Raw genomic sequence first — 15,898 nt, 5'->3', positions numbered from 1 at the left:
CTCGGCAAAAACCTTGTCGCCAGAAGGGCAGCTTTCCTGCAAGCCGCAGCGGACAGCAGGCAGAAGCGGTTTTTCGCATGGTGTGCGAAGGATGGCTGTGCCGCAGCCCCGGCATTCACTGCGCCGTCCGGAACGCGGCACCAAGCCCATATGCAACAAGGTTGCATATGAGAACGGCTTGTGTTTGAATCCGCTTTCCCTGCGCTCGTGCGCCCGCGGCCCCTGATTCAGCTTCCATGAGACCACGCCTCTCCGCCTTGTCCGCGCTCTGCCGCATGCCTGACTCAGGACGTGGCAGCCTGCGCAGCGGCCAGCGGATCGTGCTGCGCTTGCTGTTGCTGGTGATCTGCCTCAATGCGTCCGTCATGCTTGGCCTGCATGAGGCCCAGCATCTGGAAAACCAGCTGAGCGCCTTGACCACGCAAGCTCCCGCGGACGATGACACGCCCGATCAGGGCTACTGCAGCCTGTGCCTCGCGCTGGCGCAGCAGATCGCGCCCGGCACTCACGACACCGCCCTGCCCCTCCTTCCCGGCAGCAGTGTATTGCCGCTGCGGGACGCACACGCTCTTCACTCCGCCCGTCTCGACGGACTGCGCTCGGCGCGCGCCCCACCGCGCGCCGCCTGATCGCCTTCCCCGCAGTGATCTCCCGCCGTGGCGCTGCCGCGCGCGGCAGCCTTTTGCACGTCCCGAGAACAACGGAGTTCCGATGAAATCCCCAACGCTGACAGCGTCCAGCCTCACGCTGGCCGTGCTCGCCACCCTTGCCCCTTTCTGCGCCCGCGCCCAGAGCGCCGACGCCCCGGTCGAACTTGACACCGTCAACGTGGTTGGCCGAAACAGCAGCGGCAGCTACCTCTCGGAGGAAGCCTCGGCCGCCAAGACCAGCCTGCCGGTTCGCGAGGTGCCGCAGTCCATCCGGCTCTTCACCCGCCAGGCCATCGACGACCTGGGTGCGACCCGCCTCGACGAGGTGCTCGACTATGTCGGCGGCATTTCGAGGCAGAACAGCTTCGGAGGCCTGTGGGACAACGTGGCCATCCGCGGCCTGCCCGGTAACGAAAATACCGGCATCGCCACCCTGCTCAACGGCGTATCGGCCAGCCGCGGCTTCAACGCGCCGCGCGACCTGGCCAGCGTGGAGCGCATCGAGTTTCTCAAGGGTCCGGCCGCAGCACTCTACGGCAGCAGCGAACCCGGCGGCACGCTTAACATCGTCTCCAAGCGGCCGCTGTGGAAAACCGCGAACTCGATCGAGACTTATGCCGGCAGCCATGGTGACTGGCGTACCGCACTGGACAGCACCGGCCCCTTGAGCGAAAGCCTGGCCTATCGCCTGAATCTGGCTGCCGAGAGTCGCGACGGCTTCCGCGACTACACGGATTCCGATCGACAGGTTATAGCCCCCGCCTTTACCTGGAAAATGGGAGCTGACACCAAGCTTGAATTCGTGGGCGAGTACCTTCGCCACGCCGCACCACTCGATCGCGGCGTGGTGGCAGTGGACGGCCAACTGGGCCAGATTCCGCGCGAGCGTTTTCTGGGCGAGCCAGCCGACGGCAAGATCACCTTGCGCAACAACAGCACGCAGGCGATCCTGAGCCATGCTTGGAGCGCCGACTGGCTCAGCCGTTTCGTGCTCTCGGAGCGCGAAACGCGTCTCAAGGGCTATTCCACCGAAGCCTCTGCGCTGCTGAGCGACGGCAGCCTGCGCCGCCAGCGCCGCTATCGGGATTTCGACTCGCAGGACATCGGCCTGCAGGCCGAGCTGCAGGGCAATCTGTCACTCGCAGGCTTGCCCAGCGAGCTGCTGGTCGGCTACGAGACCTATCGCTTCACGATGGATTCGCTGATGCTGCGGGCGAACCCGAGTGCTGCCGCACCCTATGCCATCAACATCTACAGCCCGGTCTATGGTCAGACTCAGCCCACACCCGTGGCCAACACCGACACCTATGAAACACAGCGCAACCAGGCCGTCTATCTGCAGGACACGCTCACGCTGGGCCCGGCCTGGCGGCTGATGGGGGGCCTGCGTGCCGACCAGTACACGCAGTCGCTCGAGAACTGCCGCAGCGGCAGTACCAGCCGGCAGTCTCCGTCTGCCGTTTCGCCGCGCCTCGGCATTAGCTGGTTGCCCTCACCGCAGTGGACCTTCTTTGCCAACAGTGGTCAGTCCTTCCGCCCGAATGCCGGCGCCGACCGTAACAGCGAGGCCTTCGAGCCCGAGAAGGGGCGCTCGTTCGAGCTCGGCAGCAAGTGGGAAAGCGCAGGCGGCAAGCTCGCCGCGAATGCCGCGCTGTTCCAGATCCGCAAGCAGAACGTGCTCACGGCCGATGCGCAGAACAGCAGCTATTCGGTGGCCGCAGGTGAAGTGCGCAGCCGGGGCGCGGAGCTGGAATTCTCCGGCCAGATCACCCCGCGCTGGCGCGTCAACAGTGCCGTGTCCTACACCCAGGTCGAAGTGCTGCGCGACAACACCCTGGCCATCGGCGAGAGCCTGCTCAATGTGCCCGCGGTGGTCGCCAGTGCCATGGCGATGTACGAGAACACGTTCAGCAATGGTCAGCGCTACGGCGTCGGTGGCGGCGTGACCTATGTGGGCGAGCGCCTGGGCCAGGCCCGCACCCAGGCCGAGGCAAACGCTGGCAGCCCCGCCTTCGAACTGCCGGCGTACACCACGGTGCGCCTGAATGCGTACTGGCGGCCGACGAAGTCGCTGCGCCTCACGCTGGACATCGACAACCTCTTCGACACCACCTACTACACCAGCTCCTACAGCACGCTGTGGGTGGCACCCGGCGCCGGCCGCAGCTTCACGCTCGGCGCGCAGTACAGCTTCTGAGGCTCCGCATGAATCAGACTCCCCCCAACCCGGCACGCCGCCGCCTGCTGAATGCCACCGGCATGGCGGCACTGGCAGCCGCATCAGGCCGGCTCCTCGCGCAAACCACCCCGCGCCCCCTGCTGATCGTTTCCTCCTGGGAAATCAGCGGACTTTCGCCTGCGGCGAGCGGCTACATCTTCACCCGGCTTCAAGTCACCGAAACCCTGCTGGGCTCGCGTGACGACGGCACGCCGGAACCCGCGCTGGCGGGCCGCTGGCAAGTGTCCGCCGACGGGCTGGAATGGCGTTTCGAGCTGCGCCCCGGCGCACGCTTTCATGACGGCAGCCCGGTCAGCGCGCAGGCGGTGCTTCACAGTCTGGAACGGGTACGCACGCCGCCGGGCCTGCTCGCGACCGTGCCGATCCGCAGCATGGATGCCCCCGACGGAAAGACGCTGCGCATCCGCCTCAGGAGCCCCTTCGTGCTGCTGGGCAGCGTGCTCGCCCACAGCAGCACGATGATCCTGGCGCCGGCCAGCTTCGACGCAAAAGGCACGGTGCGGGAGGTCATCGGCAGCGGCCCCTACCGCGTCGCGAAACTGGAAGCGCCGCATCAGGTCGAAACCCGCGTCTCCGAGTACTACGACAGCCCCCGGCCTGCGATTGGCGCAGTGCGCTACATGGCGGCCGGACGAGCCGAGACCCGTGCCCTGATGGCGGAATCGGGCCAGGCGGATCTCGCCTGGAATCTGGATCCGGCCAGCATCACGCGGCTGCGCAGCCGGAATGCCGTGGGCATTTCATCCGTGACCCTGCCCCGCACCCTTGCAGTGAGTCTGAACGCCGGCATTCCCGGCCTCAGCGATGTGCGGGTGCGCCGGGCACTGAGCCTGTCGATCGACCGCGCCGGCATCTCGCGGGCACTGCTGCGCGAGCAGGATCTCGCCGCCACCCAGCTCATGCCACCGACACTCGCCGGCTGGCACGAACCCTCGCTGCCACCCCTCACCCGGGACCCGGCGACTGCCGCACGCCTGATGCGTGAAGCTGGCTGGACAGCAAGCCCCGCTGGCTGGCGCGATGCCAAGGGGCAACTGCTGGAACTCAGACTCCAGACATTCCCGGACCGGCCCGAGCTGCCGGTGCTGGCTGCCGCGCTGCAAGCGCAATGGCGCGAGGCCGGGTTTGCGGTCAAGGTGAGCATCGGCAATTCGGGGGACATCCCCCTGGCGCATCGCGACGGCAGCCTGCAGATGGGGCTCGCCGCGCGCAACTACGCGATGCTGCCCGACCCCACCGGCACGCTCGCCCAGGACTTCGCACCGAACGGCGGCGACTGGGGCCCTGCGGGCTGGAGCAGTCCGATCGTCAGCGACGCGCTGCAGAAACTGCTGCGCGGTGGACTCACGCCTGACGAACAGCGTGCCGAACGCCGACGCATCCTGCTGGCACTGCAGCAGGAGCTGCCGGTGATTCCGGTGTGCTGGGTTCGCGCCCATGTGGCGGTGAATCGCCGCCTCGAAGGCGTGCGCCTCGATCCGCTTGAACGCAGCTTCCGCCTGACCGAAATGAGGTGGAAAGCATGAGCCCGCGTCATCTCCTTCACTGGCGCGGCGTGCTGCTGCGCCGTGCGCTGCAGATCGTCGCCCTGCTCCTCATCATCGGCAGCGCCAGCTTCCTGATGGTCCGCTCACTGCCGGGTGACATGGCCATGCGTGTCGCCGCGAGTCGCTATGGCTACGATTTCGTCGGGCAGGCTGCGGCCGGAGCCGTCAGCCAGGCGCTGCAGCTGCAACGCCCGCTGTGGCAGGCCTGGCTGGACTGGTTCAGCGACCTCCTGCGGCTCGACCTCGGTGAATCGCTGGTCAGCGGCGAACCAGTCTGGCATGAAATTGCCCATCACCTGGGTGCGAGCATCGATCTGGCCGTCGTAACGCTGCTGCTTGCCGTGCTGATCGGCCTGCCGCTGGGCATTGCCGCGGCCTGGCGACCCGGCGGACTCGCCGACCGCTTCATGCTGCTGTTTGCCGTGACGCTGCGCGCGACGCCGGCCTTCCTGCTGGGCATCCTGCTGATGCTGCTGCTCGCCGTGCATTGGGGCGTGCTGCCTGCGGCGCACGACGACCAGGGCGGCACGCTGTGGCTGCCGGCGCTCACGCTCGCGCTGGGCCTGGCCGCCGGGCTTGCCCGCATCAGCTGCAGCGCGCTGCGCGAAGCCCTCGCCTCGCCGGCCTGCGAGTTCGCCCGCAGCAAGGGGCTGACCGATCTGCAGGTTCTCATCCGCCATGCCTTTCGTCTCGCGGCCCTGCCGGTACTGGCCTATCTGGGCGTGCATCTCGTGCTGCTGGTCGAGGGCACCGTCGTGGTCGAAAGCCTCTTCGCCTGGCCCGGCCTGGGGCATGCCCTGGTGCACGCCGTGTTCGCGCGTGATGTCCCCGTCATACAGGGGGCCGCCCTCAGCCTGGGCCTCGTGTTCATTCTCTTCAACCTGCTGCTGGACACGCTGATGCTGGCCATCGATCCGCGCCAGCGCAAACCGGGAGCTTCCGATGCCTGATCAACAGACTTCACCCTTCATCCATAGGACAGGCTTCGGCCTGCTCCTGCTGGTGGGGGCCTTCGCATTGGCCGGGCCTGCGCTGGTCGGCGTCGATCCGGCCGCGCAATCGCTCGGCGACTCGCTGCTGCCGCCCGATGCCCGCCACTGGCTGGGCACGGACGTCTTCGGACGCAGCGTGCTGGCTCGCCTGGCGCAGGCCGCGCAGCGCTCGCTGGGCCTCGCGCTGCTCGCTGCCCTCAGCGCAGCACTGCCCGGCGTACTGGCCGGCGTGTGTGCCAGCTGGTGCGGTGGTCGCATCGAGCGCGCACTGGTAATGCTGGCCGACGCCTGCATGGCCGTACCCGGGCTGCTGCTGGTCATGCTGTTCGCCGCAATGGCGCCTGGCCACTACTGGGCGCTTTATGCAGGCCTGGCACTTTCCCTGTGGGTGGAATATTTCCGCATGGCGCGGGCCGCAAGCCGGCCGGTGCTGCACGGCGACGCGGTGCAGGCCTCGCGTCTGCTGGGCTTCGGCCGGCGCTACATCCTTCGCCATCATGTGCTGCCGGCACTGGCCCCGCTGCTGGCGACGCTGCTGCCACTGAGCGTGGCGCAGGCGGTGCTGGCTCTCGCCGCGCTGGGCTTCATCGGCGTGGGTCTTCAACCCCCGACCGCCGAACTCGGCGTGATGATGATCGAATTCTTCCCCTTCTACAGCGAAGCCCCGTGGCTCATCGCCGCCCCGGTCACGCTGCTGGTTTTCCTCGTGCTGGGAATGATGCTGCTGGCCGGCAACAAGGAGCACACATGAGCCAGGACATGCTTCTCCAGGCACAGGACATCGGCGTGCACGCCGGTGCACAGACCCTGTTGCGCGAACTCTCATTCAGTCTGCGGGCCGGCGAGGTGCTCACCATCCTGGGTGAAAGCGGCGCGGGCAAATCCCTGCTGGCCGACGCCTTGATGGGTAATCTCGCGCCCGGCCTCACTGCCACCGGCGAAGTCAGCGTGCGCGGCACGCGCAGCGCCGCGAGTGATACCCGCGCACGACGCGCGCTCTGGGGGCACCAGATCGGCCTGCTGCCGCAGGAACCTACGCTGGCGCTGAACGCCGTCCGCCGTGTCGGCCCGCAGCTTGAGGAAGTACTCCGCCTGGTGCGCAAGCTGCCTCCAGGCGAGGCGGCCGGGCAATGCGCGACCAGGCTCTCCGAAGCCGGTCTCGATGCCGCTGCGGCGCAGTATCCCTGGCAGCTCTCGGGCGGCATGGCACAGCGCGTCGTGGCCACGATGGCACTGGCCGGCGGCGCCTCCCTGCTGATCGCCGACGAGCCCACCAAAGGGCTCGACACGCACTGGCGCGACCATGTCACCGACATGCTTCGGCGCGTCGCGGCGGCAGGCGGCGCCGTGCTGCTGATCACCCATGATCTGCGCGTTGCCGGAGCACTCGGTGGCCGCATGATGGTACTGCGTGGCGGCGAGCTGATCGAATCCGGCACCACCGCTGATGTCCTCGCCGCACCGAGGGAAGCCTACACACGCGAGCTCATCGCGGCCGACCCGGCCCACTGGCCCGTTCGTGCAGCGCCGGTCACCGGCATGCCGGTGCTGCGGGCGCGCGGCCTTGCCAAGCGCTTCGGCGAGCGCCGCCTGTTCGCGGGCTTGAACCTCGACCTGCATGCCGGCGAGCGCCTGGTGGTGCAAGGCCCGAGCGGCACCGGCAAGAGCACGCTGGGCAATGTGCTGCTCGGCCTGCTGAAGGCAGATGCCGGCGAAGTGATCCGCGCGCCGGGGCTGGCTGCCACTGCGCTGCAGAAGCTCTATCAGGACCCGGTCGCCTCCTTCGCGCCATCACGCAGCCTGCTGGGCAGCCTGCAGGACGCCGCCCGGCTTCATGGCGAGGCCTGGTCGGCCGTCGAGGCGCGGCTCGCGGGGCTCAAGCTCGACGCCTGCCTGCTCGCACGTCGCCCGCATCAGGTCTCGGGGGGCGAGCTGCAGCGCATCGCGCTGGCACGCGTCCTCTGCGCACGCCCTGCGCTGCTCTTCGCCGACGAACCCACCTCGCGTCTGGACCCCATCAGCCAGCGCCAGGCCCTGCAGCTGCTGGGAGACGCGATGGACGAAACGGGTGCTGCGCTGCTGCTTGTCACGCATGATGAGGACATCGCCAGAGTGTTCGGCCAGCGCCTGCAACGCTTCACCGGAGAGGGGATCACCACCTGACACGGGTCGCGTCCGGCAGAGATGCAGGGGCCGGCGCGGACCGGCCTCCTGAATACGGCTCGGCAGGTGTTGGCCGCGCTCTCTGGCGCGCTCCGCCGCGGCCCCTCCTGCCGCATCAGGCGGAAGCGCACAACGCGCCTTCGGCGCGGCGGAGTACCCGGGGACGCGCGGTCGTTCCCGGACACAGTGAGGAATGGACCGCCTCCGTCATCGTATTCAACGCCATATAAGCTATTCGAAATTCCTTCGTTCTCAGCCTTGGGCTCTGTTCATACAGTGTGTCTCGACAACAAGACATGCATTGAACTTCACCCCGATCCGAGACAGGAATTACTCATGAACGCGTCCCAACGCATCCGGCGTCATCTCGTGGCAGGACTGGCTTCCAGCCTGGCACTCAGCTTCTTTCCCGCAGCCCACGCGGCCTATGAACCGAAACTTCTGCGCATCGGATTCCAGAAATCAGCCGCCACGCTGACCTTGCTGAAGGCCGAAGCGACCCTGGAAAAACGCCTGGCTTCGCTCGGCGTGGACGTGAAGTGGATCGAGTTTCCGGCCGGCCCGCAGCTGCTCGAAGGGCTGAACGTCGGCTCGGTGGACTTCGGTTTCGTGGGCGAGGCCCCGCCCATCGTGGCGCAGGCAGCCGGCGCCAACTTCGTGTACGTCGGGTATGAGACCGAAGCCCCCGCAGCCGAGTCGCTGCTGGTGCAGAAGGACTCCCCGATCCGGACCGTGGCGGAGCTCAAAGGCAAACGCATCGCCCTCAACAAGGGCTCGAACGTGCATTACTTTCTGGTCAAGCTGCTCGAAAAGCACGGGCTCAAGTACAGCGATGTGCAGGTCAGTTTCCTGACACCGGCGGATGCGCGCGCTGCGTTTGAAAAAGGTTCGATTGATGCCTGGGTCATATGGGACCCCTTCACTTCGGCCGCGGAAAAGCAGCTCGGGGCCCGGCAACTGGCCAACGGCGCCGGCGTGGTGAAGAACTATCAGTTCTTCCTGGCTGAGCGCGAGTTCGCGACCAGACGTCCCGAGGTCGTGAAGATCCTGCTCGAAGAGATCAACCGCAAAGGCCAGGCGATCCGCCAGGACATCCGGGGTGCAGCCAGCCGCCTCGCGCCCCTGCAAGGCCTGCCGGAAGACGTGCTCGAACAGGCGCTGACCCGGTACCAGCACGGGGTCTCTCCGATTACCGCGGAAGCGCTGGACTCACAGCAGAAGATTGCGGACACCTTCACCGAACTGAAGCTGATCCCCAGGACCTTCAAGGTCACGGACGCCACGCTGAAGAACTGATCCCGCCACAAGGCTTTGACGCGCATTGACGCCCGGACGCAGCCATCCGAACAGAGAGACACCCATCATGAAAGTACTCTGGTTCCTGCCCACCCATGGGGACAGCCGCTACCTCGGCACCAGCGAGGGCGCCCGCGAAGTGGACTACGACTATCTGCGCCAGATCGCCCAGGCGGCCGACCAGCTGGGCTACTACGGCGTGCTGACCCCCACGGGCCGCTCCTGCGAGGATCCGTGGGTCGTGACATCGAGTCTGATCGGCGCCACGAAAAACCTGCGCTTTCTCGTCGCGGTGCGCCCCGGGCTGCATCAGCCGGCTCTTGCTGCGCGGATGGCCGCCACCTTTGACCGCCTCTCGGGCGGACGCCTGCTGATCAATCTGGTGACAGGCGGTGATGCCGCAGAGCTCGCCGGTGATGGCGTTCCCACCTCCCATTCCGAACGCTACGAAGCCTCGGCCGAGTTCATCCGTATCTGGCGCGAGATCATCACCCGGAGCCATGCAGGTGAATCCTTCGATTTCGAAGGCAAGCACCTCTCGGTCAAGGGAGCGAAGCTGTTCTACCCGCCGCTGCAGCAACCGCATCCTCCTGTGTGGTTCGGGGGCTCTTCGGACGCAGCGCACGATCTGGCTGCCGAGCAGGTGGAAACCTATCTGTCATGGGGAGAGCCGCCTGCCGACGTGAGGAAGAAATTCGACGATGTGCGCGCCCGGGCTGCCCGGCTCGGACGCAAGGTGAGGTTCGGCGTGCGCCTGCATGTCATCGTGCGCGAAACCGAAAGTGAAGCCTGGGCCGCCGCCGAAAAGCTGATCAGCCGGCTTGACGACGAAACCGTGGCGCGTGCCCAGGCCAGTTTCGCGAAAATGGATTCCGAAGGTCAGCGTCGCATGGCTGCGCTGCACAGGCAGGGTGGCGGTCGCAGCCGGGCCGAGCTCGAGATCAGCCCTCATCTGTGGGCAGGTGTCGGTTTGGTGCGGGGCGGCGCCGGCACCGCCATTGTCGGCAATCCGGAGCAGGTCGCCGCCAAGCTGCGCGAGTACCAGGACGCCGGCGCGGACGCATTCGTGCTCTCCGGCTACCCCCATCTGGAAGAAGCCTACCGCTTCGCGGAGCTGGTCTTCCCCTTGCTGCCGCTGGAGCACGCGCTTCCCGAGAGCCTGCCGGGGCGCAAGCTGTCGGGGCCTTTCGGCGAGGTGGTGGCCAACAACCACATCCCGAAACAGGCCGCCTGAGCTCCTGCGATGAGTACGCTTTCGTCCCACCGCTGGAACCGGCTGCTTCCATGGATTCCGCCCGCATTGCTGCTGATCCTCTGGCAGCTCCTCGCGCAGACCGGCGTCATATCGGTGCGGGTGCTCCCTTCGCCGGCAAGCATCGTCCGCGCAGCCTGGACGCTGACCGCTTCCGGTGAGCTGCTTCAGCATGTAATCGTCAGCTCGCGGCGGGCGCTGACGGGTTTCGCCATCGGCGGCGGGCTGGGTCTGCTGCTGGGGCTCGCTACCGGCAGCAGCCGCAGGCTGGAGCTCCTGCTCGATACCAGCCTGCAGATGCTGCGCAACATTCCGCCGCTGGCCCTGATACCGCTGGTGATCCTGTGGTTCGGCATTGATGAGGCGGCCAAGCTCTTCATCGTGGCCATCGGTGTGTTCTTCCCGCTCTACCTGAACACCTTTCACGGCATCCGCTCGGTCGATCCCGGTCTGATCGAAATGGCCAGAAGCTACGGTCTCTCTGGCTGGCGGCTCTACCTCGACGTGATCCTGCCCGGTGCGCTGTCGTCCATCCTCGTTGGCGTACGCTTCTCGCTGGGCCTGATGTGGGTCTTGCTGATCGTGGCCGAAACCGTGTCCGCGGCGGACGGCATCGGCCACATGACCATGAACGCGCGCGAGTTCCTGATGACCGACGTGGTCCTGGTGGGAGTCCTGATGTATGCCCTGCTCGGCAAGCTCGCCGACGTCATCGCCCGCGCCCTCGAGCGCCTGCTGCTGCGCTGGCACCCCGGCTATCAGAGCTGAAAGGATGGATCGCATGGAACACAATCCCGCCGCCATCGAAGCCATTTCACGGCATGACGGACATCTGCGCGGCACCGCGCTGAGCCTGCGTGGCATCGTGAAGCGCTACGGTGAGCGTGAAGTACTCCGGGGCATCGACCTGGAAATCCAGCCGGGCGAATTCGTCGCCATCGTCGGCCGCAGCGGCTGCGGAAAAAGCACCCTGCTCCGCGTGATCGCGAGGCTGGAAGACACGCAGGGCGGCGTGCAGCTGCACAACGGTCGCCAGCAACTCACGCTTGATGACACCCGCATCATGTTTCAGGAGCCGCGCCTGCTGCCCTGGAAACGCGTCCTTGCCAACGTCGCGCTGGGCCTGCCACCTGCGCGGCATCCGGAGGCGCTCGAAGTCCTGACCGAAGTCGGCCTGGCCGAACGGGGACAGGAATGGCCCAGCCGGCTCTCGGGCGGGCAGCGACAGCGTGTTGCGCTGGCCCGGGCGCTGGCGCATCGGCCGCGCCTGCTGCTTCTCGACGAACCGCTCGGCGCACTCGATGCACTCACCCGGATCGAGATGCATGAACTGATCGAGCGACTCTGGCTGCAGCACGGTTTCACTGCGCTGCTGGTCACCCATGACGTTCAGGAGGCCATCGCCCTGGCCGACCGGGTGATCCTGATCGAAGACGGTCGCGTCACGCAGGACCTGGCTGTCCGCCTGCCGCGCCCCCGCGCCCGGGGCGACGCCAGCTTCGCCGCCCTTGAAGCGCGCCTGCTCGATCAACTCCTCGGCCGACAGCCGCAAGACAGAGACCACGCGTCGGATCTCGCCGCCTGACCACGGAAAGCACAACGCCATGGCACACATCATCACCCTCGCCGGAAGTCCCTCTGCACACTCGCGCTCCACCCGGCTGCTCGGCGAAGCCGAGGCGCAGCTGCGCGAGGCCGGCTTCAGCGTACAACGCTTCTCGATCGAGGATTTCCCGCCGGCAGACCTTCTCAGGGGCGGCACCGACAGCCCGGCCGCCCAGGCACTCAACGCCGCAATCGAGGAGGCCGACGGGCTGCTGATCGCCTCACCGGTCTATCAGGCTTCCTTTACCGCCGGGCTCAAGGGCATCCTTGACCAGATCCGGCACCGCGGACTGCGGGGCAAGGTGGTGATGAGCCTCTCGACCAGCGGCAGTGCTGCATCCCGCCACGCACTGGAGCTCTCACTGCTGCCGGTGCTCCGCTCACTGGAGGCCCGGCATATCGAGCCCGGGCTGAACGTGCCTGACAAGGACTTTCCCTCTCCGGCGGAAACGACTGCGCCCGATATTCCCGACGAAATCCGCATTTACCTGCGAAATGGGCTCGCCACATTCTGCGAGCGCGTCGACTCGGCCCAGACAACGCTGGTCTGAATTCATCGCGCACGACACGCCACCGAGCCTGGCGCAAACGCCTCATTAAGCTCCCCTGCTTTGCCGGAGCAGTCGGGCAAGGTTCGCGCTCGTCTGGCTCAGCCGGTGAGCTGCCGCGCGCAGGCTCTGAAACGTCCGGGACGGAAAGACGCGACAGCGCAACGCAGTCCGATCCGCAGCACAGCCGCTTGAGGATGGAAGTCGCGCGTCATGACGATCGCATCGTGCGCCCCGAAACAGCACATCCTGATTCCGGACTGCCCGCATCGCTGGCGAGCATGCCATCTGTACTTCTTGCGGATTGTCCGCCAAGGTGTCGGGTCGAAGCGCTCGCTTCGCGCACGCCCTTCTTCTTCCCTCGGTGCTGAGTGCTTGCAGGCTGAAACCGGTGGGCGTGCTGCCTGGTGCGCGATAAAGGTCCGACATGGCTTCGTGTGCTGCGCTGTCGGCGCCCTCCCTCACCAGCGCTGCTTCCTGCCTGCGCCGCGCGCATGCGCCGACACCGCGCATCTCCCGAAGAAAAACGCCGACCCCGGATTGCGGTCGGCGTTTTCTGTTTGCGGCAGCCGGTGTCTCACGGTCCGGGACGGCTCAGTCCTGATCCGGATCCTCCCGCCGACGCACCCGCGGCAAAGGCTCGAGTAATGCAGCCATCAGCACGATCAGCACCAGCACGCCCAGAACGATGCGCTCCCCTTCCGACATGCCGGCGGCAGCCTTGCGATCACTCAGCGCCTTGCAGTAGCAAGGCGATACACCACCTGCACCATGCGATCCACTTCTTCGCAGGTGTTGTAGAAGGCCAGCGAGGGCCGCACGGTCTGCTCGACACCGAAGCGCCGCAGAATCGGCTGCGCGCAATGGTGGCCGGTGCGCACCGCAATGCCTTCGCGGTTCAGCGCTTCGCCCACTTCCTGCGTGGTGAAACCCTTGAGCACGAAAGACGCGACACTGGCCTTCTCGGCTGCCGTACCGATCAGGCGGATGCCCGGAATCGTGAGCAGGCCTTGCGTGGCGTAAGCCAGCAAGTCGTGCTCATAGCTGCCGATATTCTCGATGCCGATGCGATCCACATAATCCAGCGCAGCACCAAGGCCGACTGCATCCGCGATGTTGCCGGTGCCGGCTTCGAAGCGGTTGGGCGGCGGCTGATAGATCGTGCGCTCAAACGTGACGTCCGCAATCATGTTGCCCCCACCTTGCCAGGGCGGCATGTTCTCCAGAATGTCACGCTTGCCATAGACCACGCCGATGCCGGTCGGGCCGAAGATCTTGTGGCCCGAGAAGACGAAGAAGTCGGCATCCAGCTGCTGCACATTCACCCGCATGTGCGACACGGATTGCGCACCATCGACCAGAGCCTTGGCGCCCACGCTGTGCGCGAGGGCGACAATGTCCTTGATCGGCGTGACCGTGCCGAGCGCATTCGACACCTGCGTCACCGCGACGATCCTGGTCTTGTCGTTGAGCAGCTTGCGATACTCGTCGAGCAGGATCTGGCCGGTGTCATCCACCGGAATCACGCGCAGCTTCGCCCCCTTGGCGGCAGCCAGCTGCTGCCAGGGCACGATGTTGGCATGGTGTTCCAGGTTGGAGACGATGATCTCGTCGCCCTCGCCAACGTTCTGCGCGCCCCAGGTCTTGGCAACCAGGTTGATGGCCTCCGTCGCCCCACGCACGAAGATGATCTCGTCGGAAGAGCTGGCACCAATGAAGCGCTTGACCTTGTCGCGCGCGCCTTCGTAGGCATCGGTCGCCCGTGCAGCCAGTTCATGCGCCGCACGGTGAATATTCGAATTCTCGTGGGCGTAGAAATAGGCCAGACGGTCGATCACGGCCTGCGGCTTGTGGGTGGTGGCGGCATTGTCGAACCAGACCAGTTGCTTGCCACTGCTTTTGCCACTGAGCCGCTCCTGCAGGATCGGGAAGTCACGACGCACGGCGTTCACATCGAAAGGCGGACGTGCGCCTGCTTGCGAAGCCGGGGCGCGGCCGTGTTCCGACTTGTCGTGGCCACGCGTCAGATCGGTGAAGTAGAACCACTGCTCCTTTTTATCAGGTCCCGCGTCGGGGCTTCGCGGAGCTGTGCCGACCAGCAGATCGCGCAAACTGTCTTCGCCGGGCAGGCCAAAGGCACGTGCGGTGACGCGGTCTTCGCGCGGTGGCTCGATCTCGGCAGACGGTCTGGGATACGCGCTTGACTCGCCAATGAAATAGAAAGGCGAAGCAGGCGGATTCCCGGGAAGCGGCGCCGGCGCATGCGTACGCGCCTCTGTCGGCTCGATGGCCGGCAATGCGGCAGCATAGGCCTCGGGCACGCCCGGCGACGGCGCACGGCTCGAGGCGCCGCGCGCATCGGCCACCTTCTCCGGCACGCCGGTCTGGGTCTGCGCGGCGGGCGCCAAGGCGGGTCCGCGTGCGCCCAATGCCAGCACCGGCTCCGGCGCCTGCGGTGGCGTGCCGAGCTGGGAGGGGCCGCCGAGATGGCTCAGTCCGAGCGGCAGACCGTTGGCAACGCCTCCCGGTGCAGCCGTCGTCGCTCCCGCGCCCGGCAGGGCCGCAAAGAACTCGTTCGCCAGATCCGCCAGCGAAGCGATGTCGATAAGGCCCGCGGGCGGTGCGAGCCCGCTCGCTCCCGATGACGCCGGATTACTTGTAGGTGTCGGGATAGTCATGGAACTTGCCGATCTCCACGTCATCAAGCACGGCGAGTGCGTCGTCGGTCAGCACGGCCAGCGAGCAGTACAGCGAAATCAGGTAGGACGCGATGGCGTTGCGGTTGATGCCCATGAAGCGCACCGACAGACCCGGACTCTGTTCGCCGGCCAGGCCCGGCTGGAACAGCCCGATCACGCCCTGGCGCTTCTCGCCGACGCGGATCAGCAGGATCTTGGTCTTGCCATCGGCCACCGGTACCTTGTCCGAAGGAATCAGGGGAATGCCGCGCCAGGTGAGGAACTGCGAGCCAAAGAGCGACACGGTGGGGGGCGGCACGCCACGACGGGTGCACTCGCGGCCGAAGGCGGCAATCGCCAGCGGATGGGTCAGGAAGAAGGCCGGTTCCTTCCAGACCTTGGTCAGCAGCTCATCCAGATCGTCCGGCGTCGGCGCGCCGGTGAGCGGATAGATGATCTGGTCCGGATGCACGCTGGCCAGCAGGCCGTAGTCCGGGTTGTTGATGAGTTCGGATTCCTGGCGCTCCTTGATCGTCTCGATCGTGAGCCGCAGCTGTTCCTTGATCTGGTCGTGCGGGCTGCTGTAGAGATCCGATACCCGGGTATGCACATCAAGTACGGTACTGACCGCGTTGAGGAAGTATTCGCGCGGCTGGTCCTCGTAGTCGACGAAGGTGTTCGGCAGCTCGCCCGAGCCTTCGCGCTGGGTGCAGGCGACCTGCACGTCCTGCGGATTCCGGACCTTGTTGAGGCGGTAGATGCCGGCTTCGACCGGCTGCCATTGCAGCAGGTGGGTCAGCCAGCGAGGCGTGATGATGGAAAGCTGCGGAACGGTTTTTGTTGCATTGGCAAGCTGGCGTGCGGCGTTGTCACCCAGTGCGTGCTGAACTTCATTCTCGGCCATTCATGGCTCCCGGTTGGATTCGTG

General features: G+C 66.4%; 13 protein-coding genes. 11 read left to right on the top strand and 2 right to left on the bottom strand.

The features are described 5' to 3' along the window. Positions 1–236 precede the first annotated feature (236 nt). The 11 genes from ABDB87_RS15760 (at position 237) to ABDB87_RS15710 (ending at position 12,295) form a co-directional block, all read left to right on the top strand. Positions 237–629, top strand: coding sequence for a hypothetical protein (locus ABDB87_RS15760; protein ID WP_345928793.1), 393 nt, complete (start codon positions 237–239; stop codon positions 627–629). 82 nt (positions 630–711) lie between these two features. Next, positions 712–2,847, top strand: coding sequence for a TonB-dependent siderophore receptor (locus ABDB87_RS15755; RefSeq protein ID WP_345928792.1), 2,136 nt, complete (start codon positions 712–714; stop codon positions 2,845–2,847). An 8-nt stretch (positions 2,848–2,855) separates the two neighbouring features. Next, positions 2,856–4,415 carry an ABC transporter substrate-binding protein gene (locus ABDB87_RS15750; protein WP_345928790.1) on the top strand — a complete coding sequence of 520 codons (1,560 nt, stop codon included), beginning with the start codon at positions 2,856–2,858 and terminating at the stop codon, positions 4,413–4,415. Beyond that, complete coding sequence (locus tag ABDB87_RS15745; protein ID WP_345928788.1) at positions 4,412–5,386, top strand: ABC transporter permease; 975 nt, start codon at positions 4,412–4,414, stop codon at positions 5,384–5,386. Before ABDB87_RS15750 ends, ABDB87_RS15745 begins: the two co-directional genes overlap by 4 nt. Continuing rightward, the gene (locus tag ABDB87_RS15740) at positions 5,379–6,179 is read left to right on the top strand and encodes an ABC transporter permease (protein ID WP_345928786.1); all 801 of its coding nucleotides are present in this window, start codon (positions 5,379–5,381) and stop codon (positions 6,177–6,179) included. Before ABDB87_RS15745 ends, ABDB87_RS15740 begins: the two co-directional genes overlap by 8 nt. Further along, entirely contained in the window at positions 6,176–7,591 is a 1,416-nt protein-coding gene (locus ABDB87_RS15735; RefSeq protein WP_345928784.1) for an ABC transporter ATP-binding protein, read from the top strand. Before ABDB87_RS15740 ends, ABDB87_RS15735 begins: the two co-directional genes overlap by 4 nt. Before the next feature lie 336 nt (positions 7,592–7,927). Further along, positions 7,928–8,887, top strand: a complete 960-nt coding sequence (locus ABDB87_RS15730; protein WP_345928782.1) for a sulfonate ABC transporter substrate-binding protein — start codon at positions 7,928–7,930, stop codon at positions 8,885–8,887. Between the two features lie 67 nt (positions 8,888–8,954). Next, the gene (ssuD, locus tag ABDB87_RS15725) at positions 8,955–10,121 is read left to right on the top strand and encodes an FMNH2-dependent alkanesulfonate monooxygenase (RefSeq protein WP_345928780.1); all 1,167 of its coding nucleotides are present in this window, start codon (positions 8,955–8,957) and stop codon (positions 10,119–10,121) included. A 9-nt stretch (positions 10,122–10,130) separates the two neighbouring features. Beyond that, positions 10,131–10,907 (top strand): aliphatic sulfonate ABC transporter permease SsuC, encoded by a 777-nt coding sequence (gene ssuC / locus ABDB87_RS15720; protein WP_345928778.1) that lies wholly within the window; start codon positions 10,131–10,133, stop codon positions 10,905–10,907. A gap of 13 nt (positions 10,908–10,920) precedes the next feature. Further along, entirely contained in the window at positions 10,921–11,724 is an 804-nt protein-coding gene (locus tag ABDB87_RS15715) for an ATP-binding cassette domain-containing protein (protein WP_345928776.1), read from the top strand. Positions 11,725–11,743: 19 nt separating this feature from the next. Further along, entirely contained in the window at positions 11,744–12,295 is a 552-nt protein-coding gene (locus tag ABDB87_RS15710; RefSeq protein WP_345928775.1) for an NAD(P)H-dependent oxidoreductase, read from the top strand. 728 nt (positions 12,296–13,023) lie between these two features. On the opposite strand, the gene ABDB87_RS15705 is transcribed toward ABDB87_RS15710, so the two are convergent. Together ABDB87_RS15705 and ABDB87_RS15700 are read right to left on the bottom strand one after the other, a co-directional pair. Then, a complete protein-coding gene (locus ABDB87_RS15705; RefSeq protein WP_345928774.1) occupies positions 13,024–14,970 on the bottom strand; it encodes a family 2A encapsulin nanocompartment cargo protein cysteine desulfurase in 1,947 nt (648 codons plus the stop codon). Continuing rightward, entirely contained in the window at positions 14,945–15,874 is a 930-nt protein-coding gene (locus ABDB87_RS15700; RefSeq protein WP_345928773.1) for a family 2A encapsulin nanocompartment shell protein, read from the bottom strand. The genes ABDB87_RS15705 and ABDB87_RS15700 overlap by 26 nt, the downstream gene beginning before the upstream one ends. Between the last annotated feature and the right edge of the window lie 24 nt (positions 15,875–15,898).

It is taken from the genome of Uliginosibacterium paludis, assembly GCF_039631355.1.
GTDB classification, from domain to species: Bacteria; Pseudomonadota; Gammaproteobacteria; order Burkholderiales; family Rhodocyclaceae; genus Uliginosibacterium; species Uliginosibacterium paludis.
This window is presented reverse-complemented; position numbering and strand designations above follow the sequence as displayed.

Bases quoted from the DNA above. Each gene is read 5' to 3' on its own strand.
- ABDB87_RS15705 (WP_345928774.1), bottom strand. From the start codon at position 14,970: ATGACTATCCCGACACCTACAAGTAATCCGGCGTCATCGGGAGCGAGC.
- ABDB87_RS15710 (WP_345928775.1), top strand. From the start codon at position 11,744: ATGGCACACATCATCACCCTCGCCGGAAGTCCCTCTGCACACTCGCGC.
- ABDB87_RS15715 (WP_345928776.1), top strand. From the start codon at position 10,921: ATGGAACACAATCCCGCCGCCATCGAAGCCATTTCACGGCATGACGGA.
- ABDB87_RS15730 (WP_345928782.1), top strand. From the start codon at position 7,928: ATGAACGCGTCCCAACGCATCCGGCGTCATCTCGTGGCAGGACTGGCT.
- ABDB87_RS15745 (WP_345928788.1), top strand. From the start codon at position 4,412: ATGAGCCCGCGTCATCTCCTTCACTGGCGCGGCGTGCTGCTGCGCCGT.
- ssuD (WP_345928780.1), top strand. From the start codon at position 8,955: ATGAAAGTACTCTGGTTCCTGCCCACCCATGGGGACAGCCGCTACCTC.
- ABDB87_RS15760 (WP_345928793.1), top strand. From the start codon at position 237: ATGAGACCACGCCTCTCCGCCTTGTCCGCGCTCTGCCGCATGCCTGAC.
- ssuC (WP_345928778.1), top strand. From the start codon at position 10,131: ATGAGTACGCTTTCGTCCCACCGCTGGAACCGGCTGCTTCCATGGATT.
- ABDB87_RS15755 (WP_345928792.1), top strand. From the start codon at position 712: ATGAAATCCCCAACGCTGACAGCGTCCAGCCTCACGCTGGCCGTGCTC.
- ABDB87_RS15735 (WP_345928784.1), top strand. From the start codon at position 6,176: ATGAGCCAGGACATGCTTCTCCAGGCACAGGACATCGGCGTGCACGCC.
- ABDB87_RS15740 (WP_345928786.1), top strand. From the start codon at position 5,379: ATGCCTGATCAACAGACTTCACCCTTCATCCATAGGACAGGCTTCGGC.
- ABDB87_RS15750 (WP_345928790.1), top strand. From the start codon at position 2,856: ATGAATCAGACTCCCCCCAACCCGGCACGCCGCCGCCTGCTGAATGCC.
- ABDB87_RS15700 (WP_345928773.1), bottom strand. From the start codon at position 15,874: ATGGCCGAGAATGAAGTTCAGCACGCACTGGGTGACAACGCCGCACGC.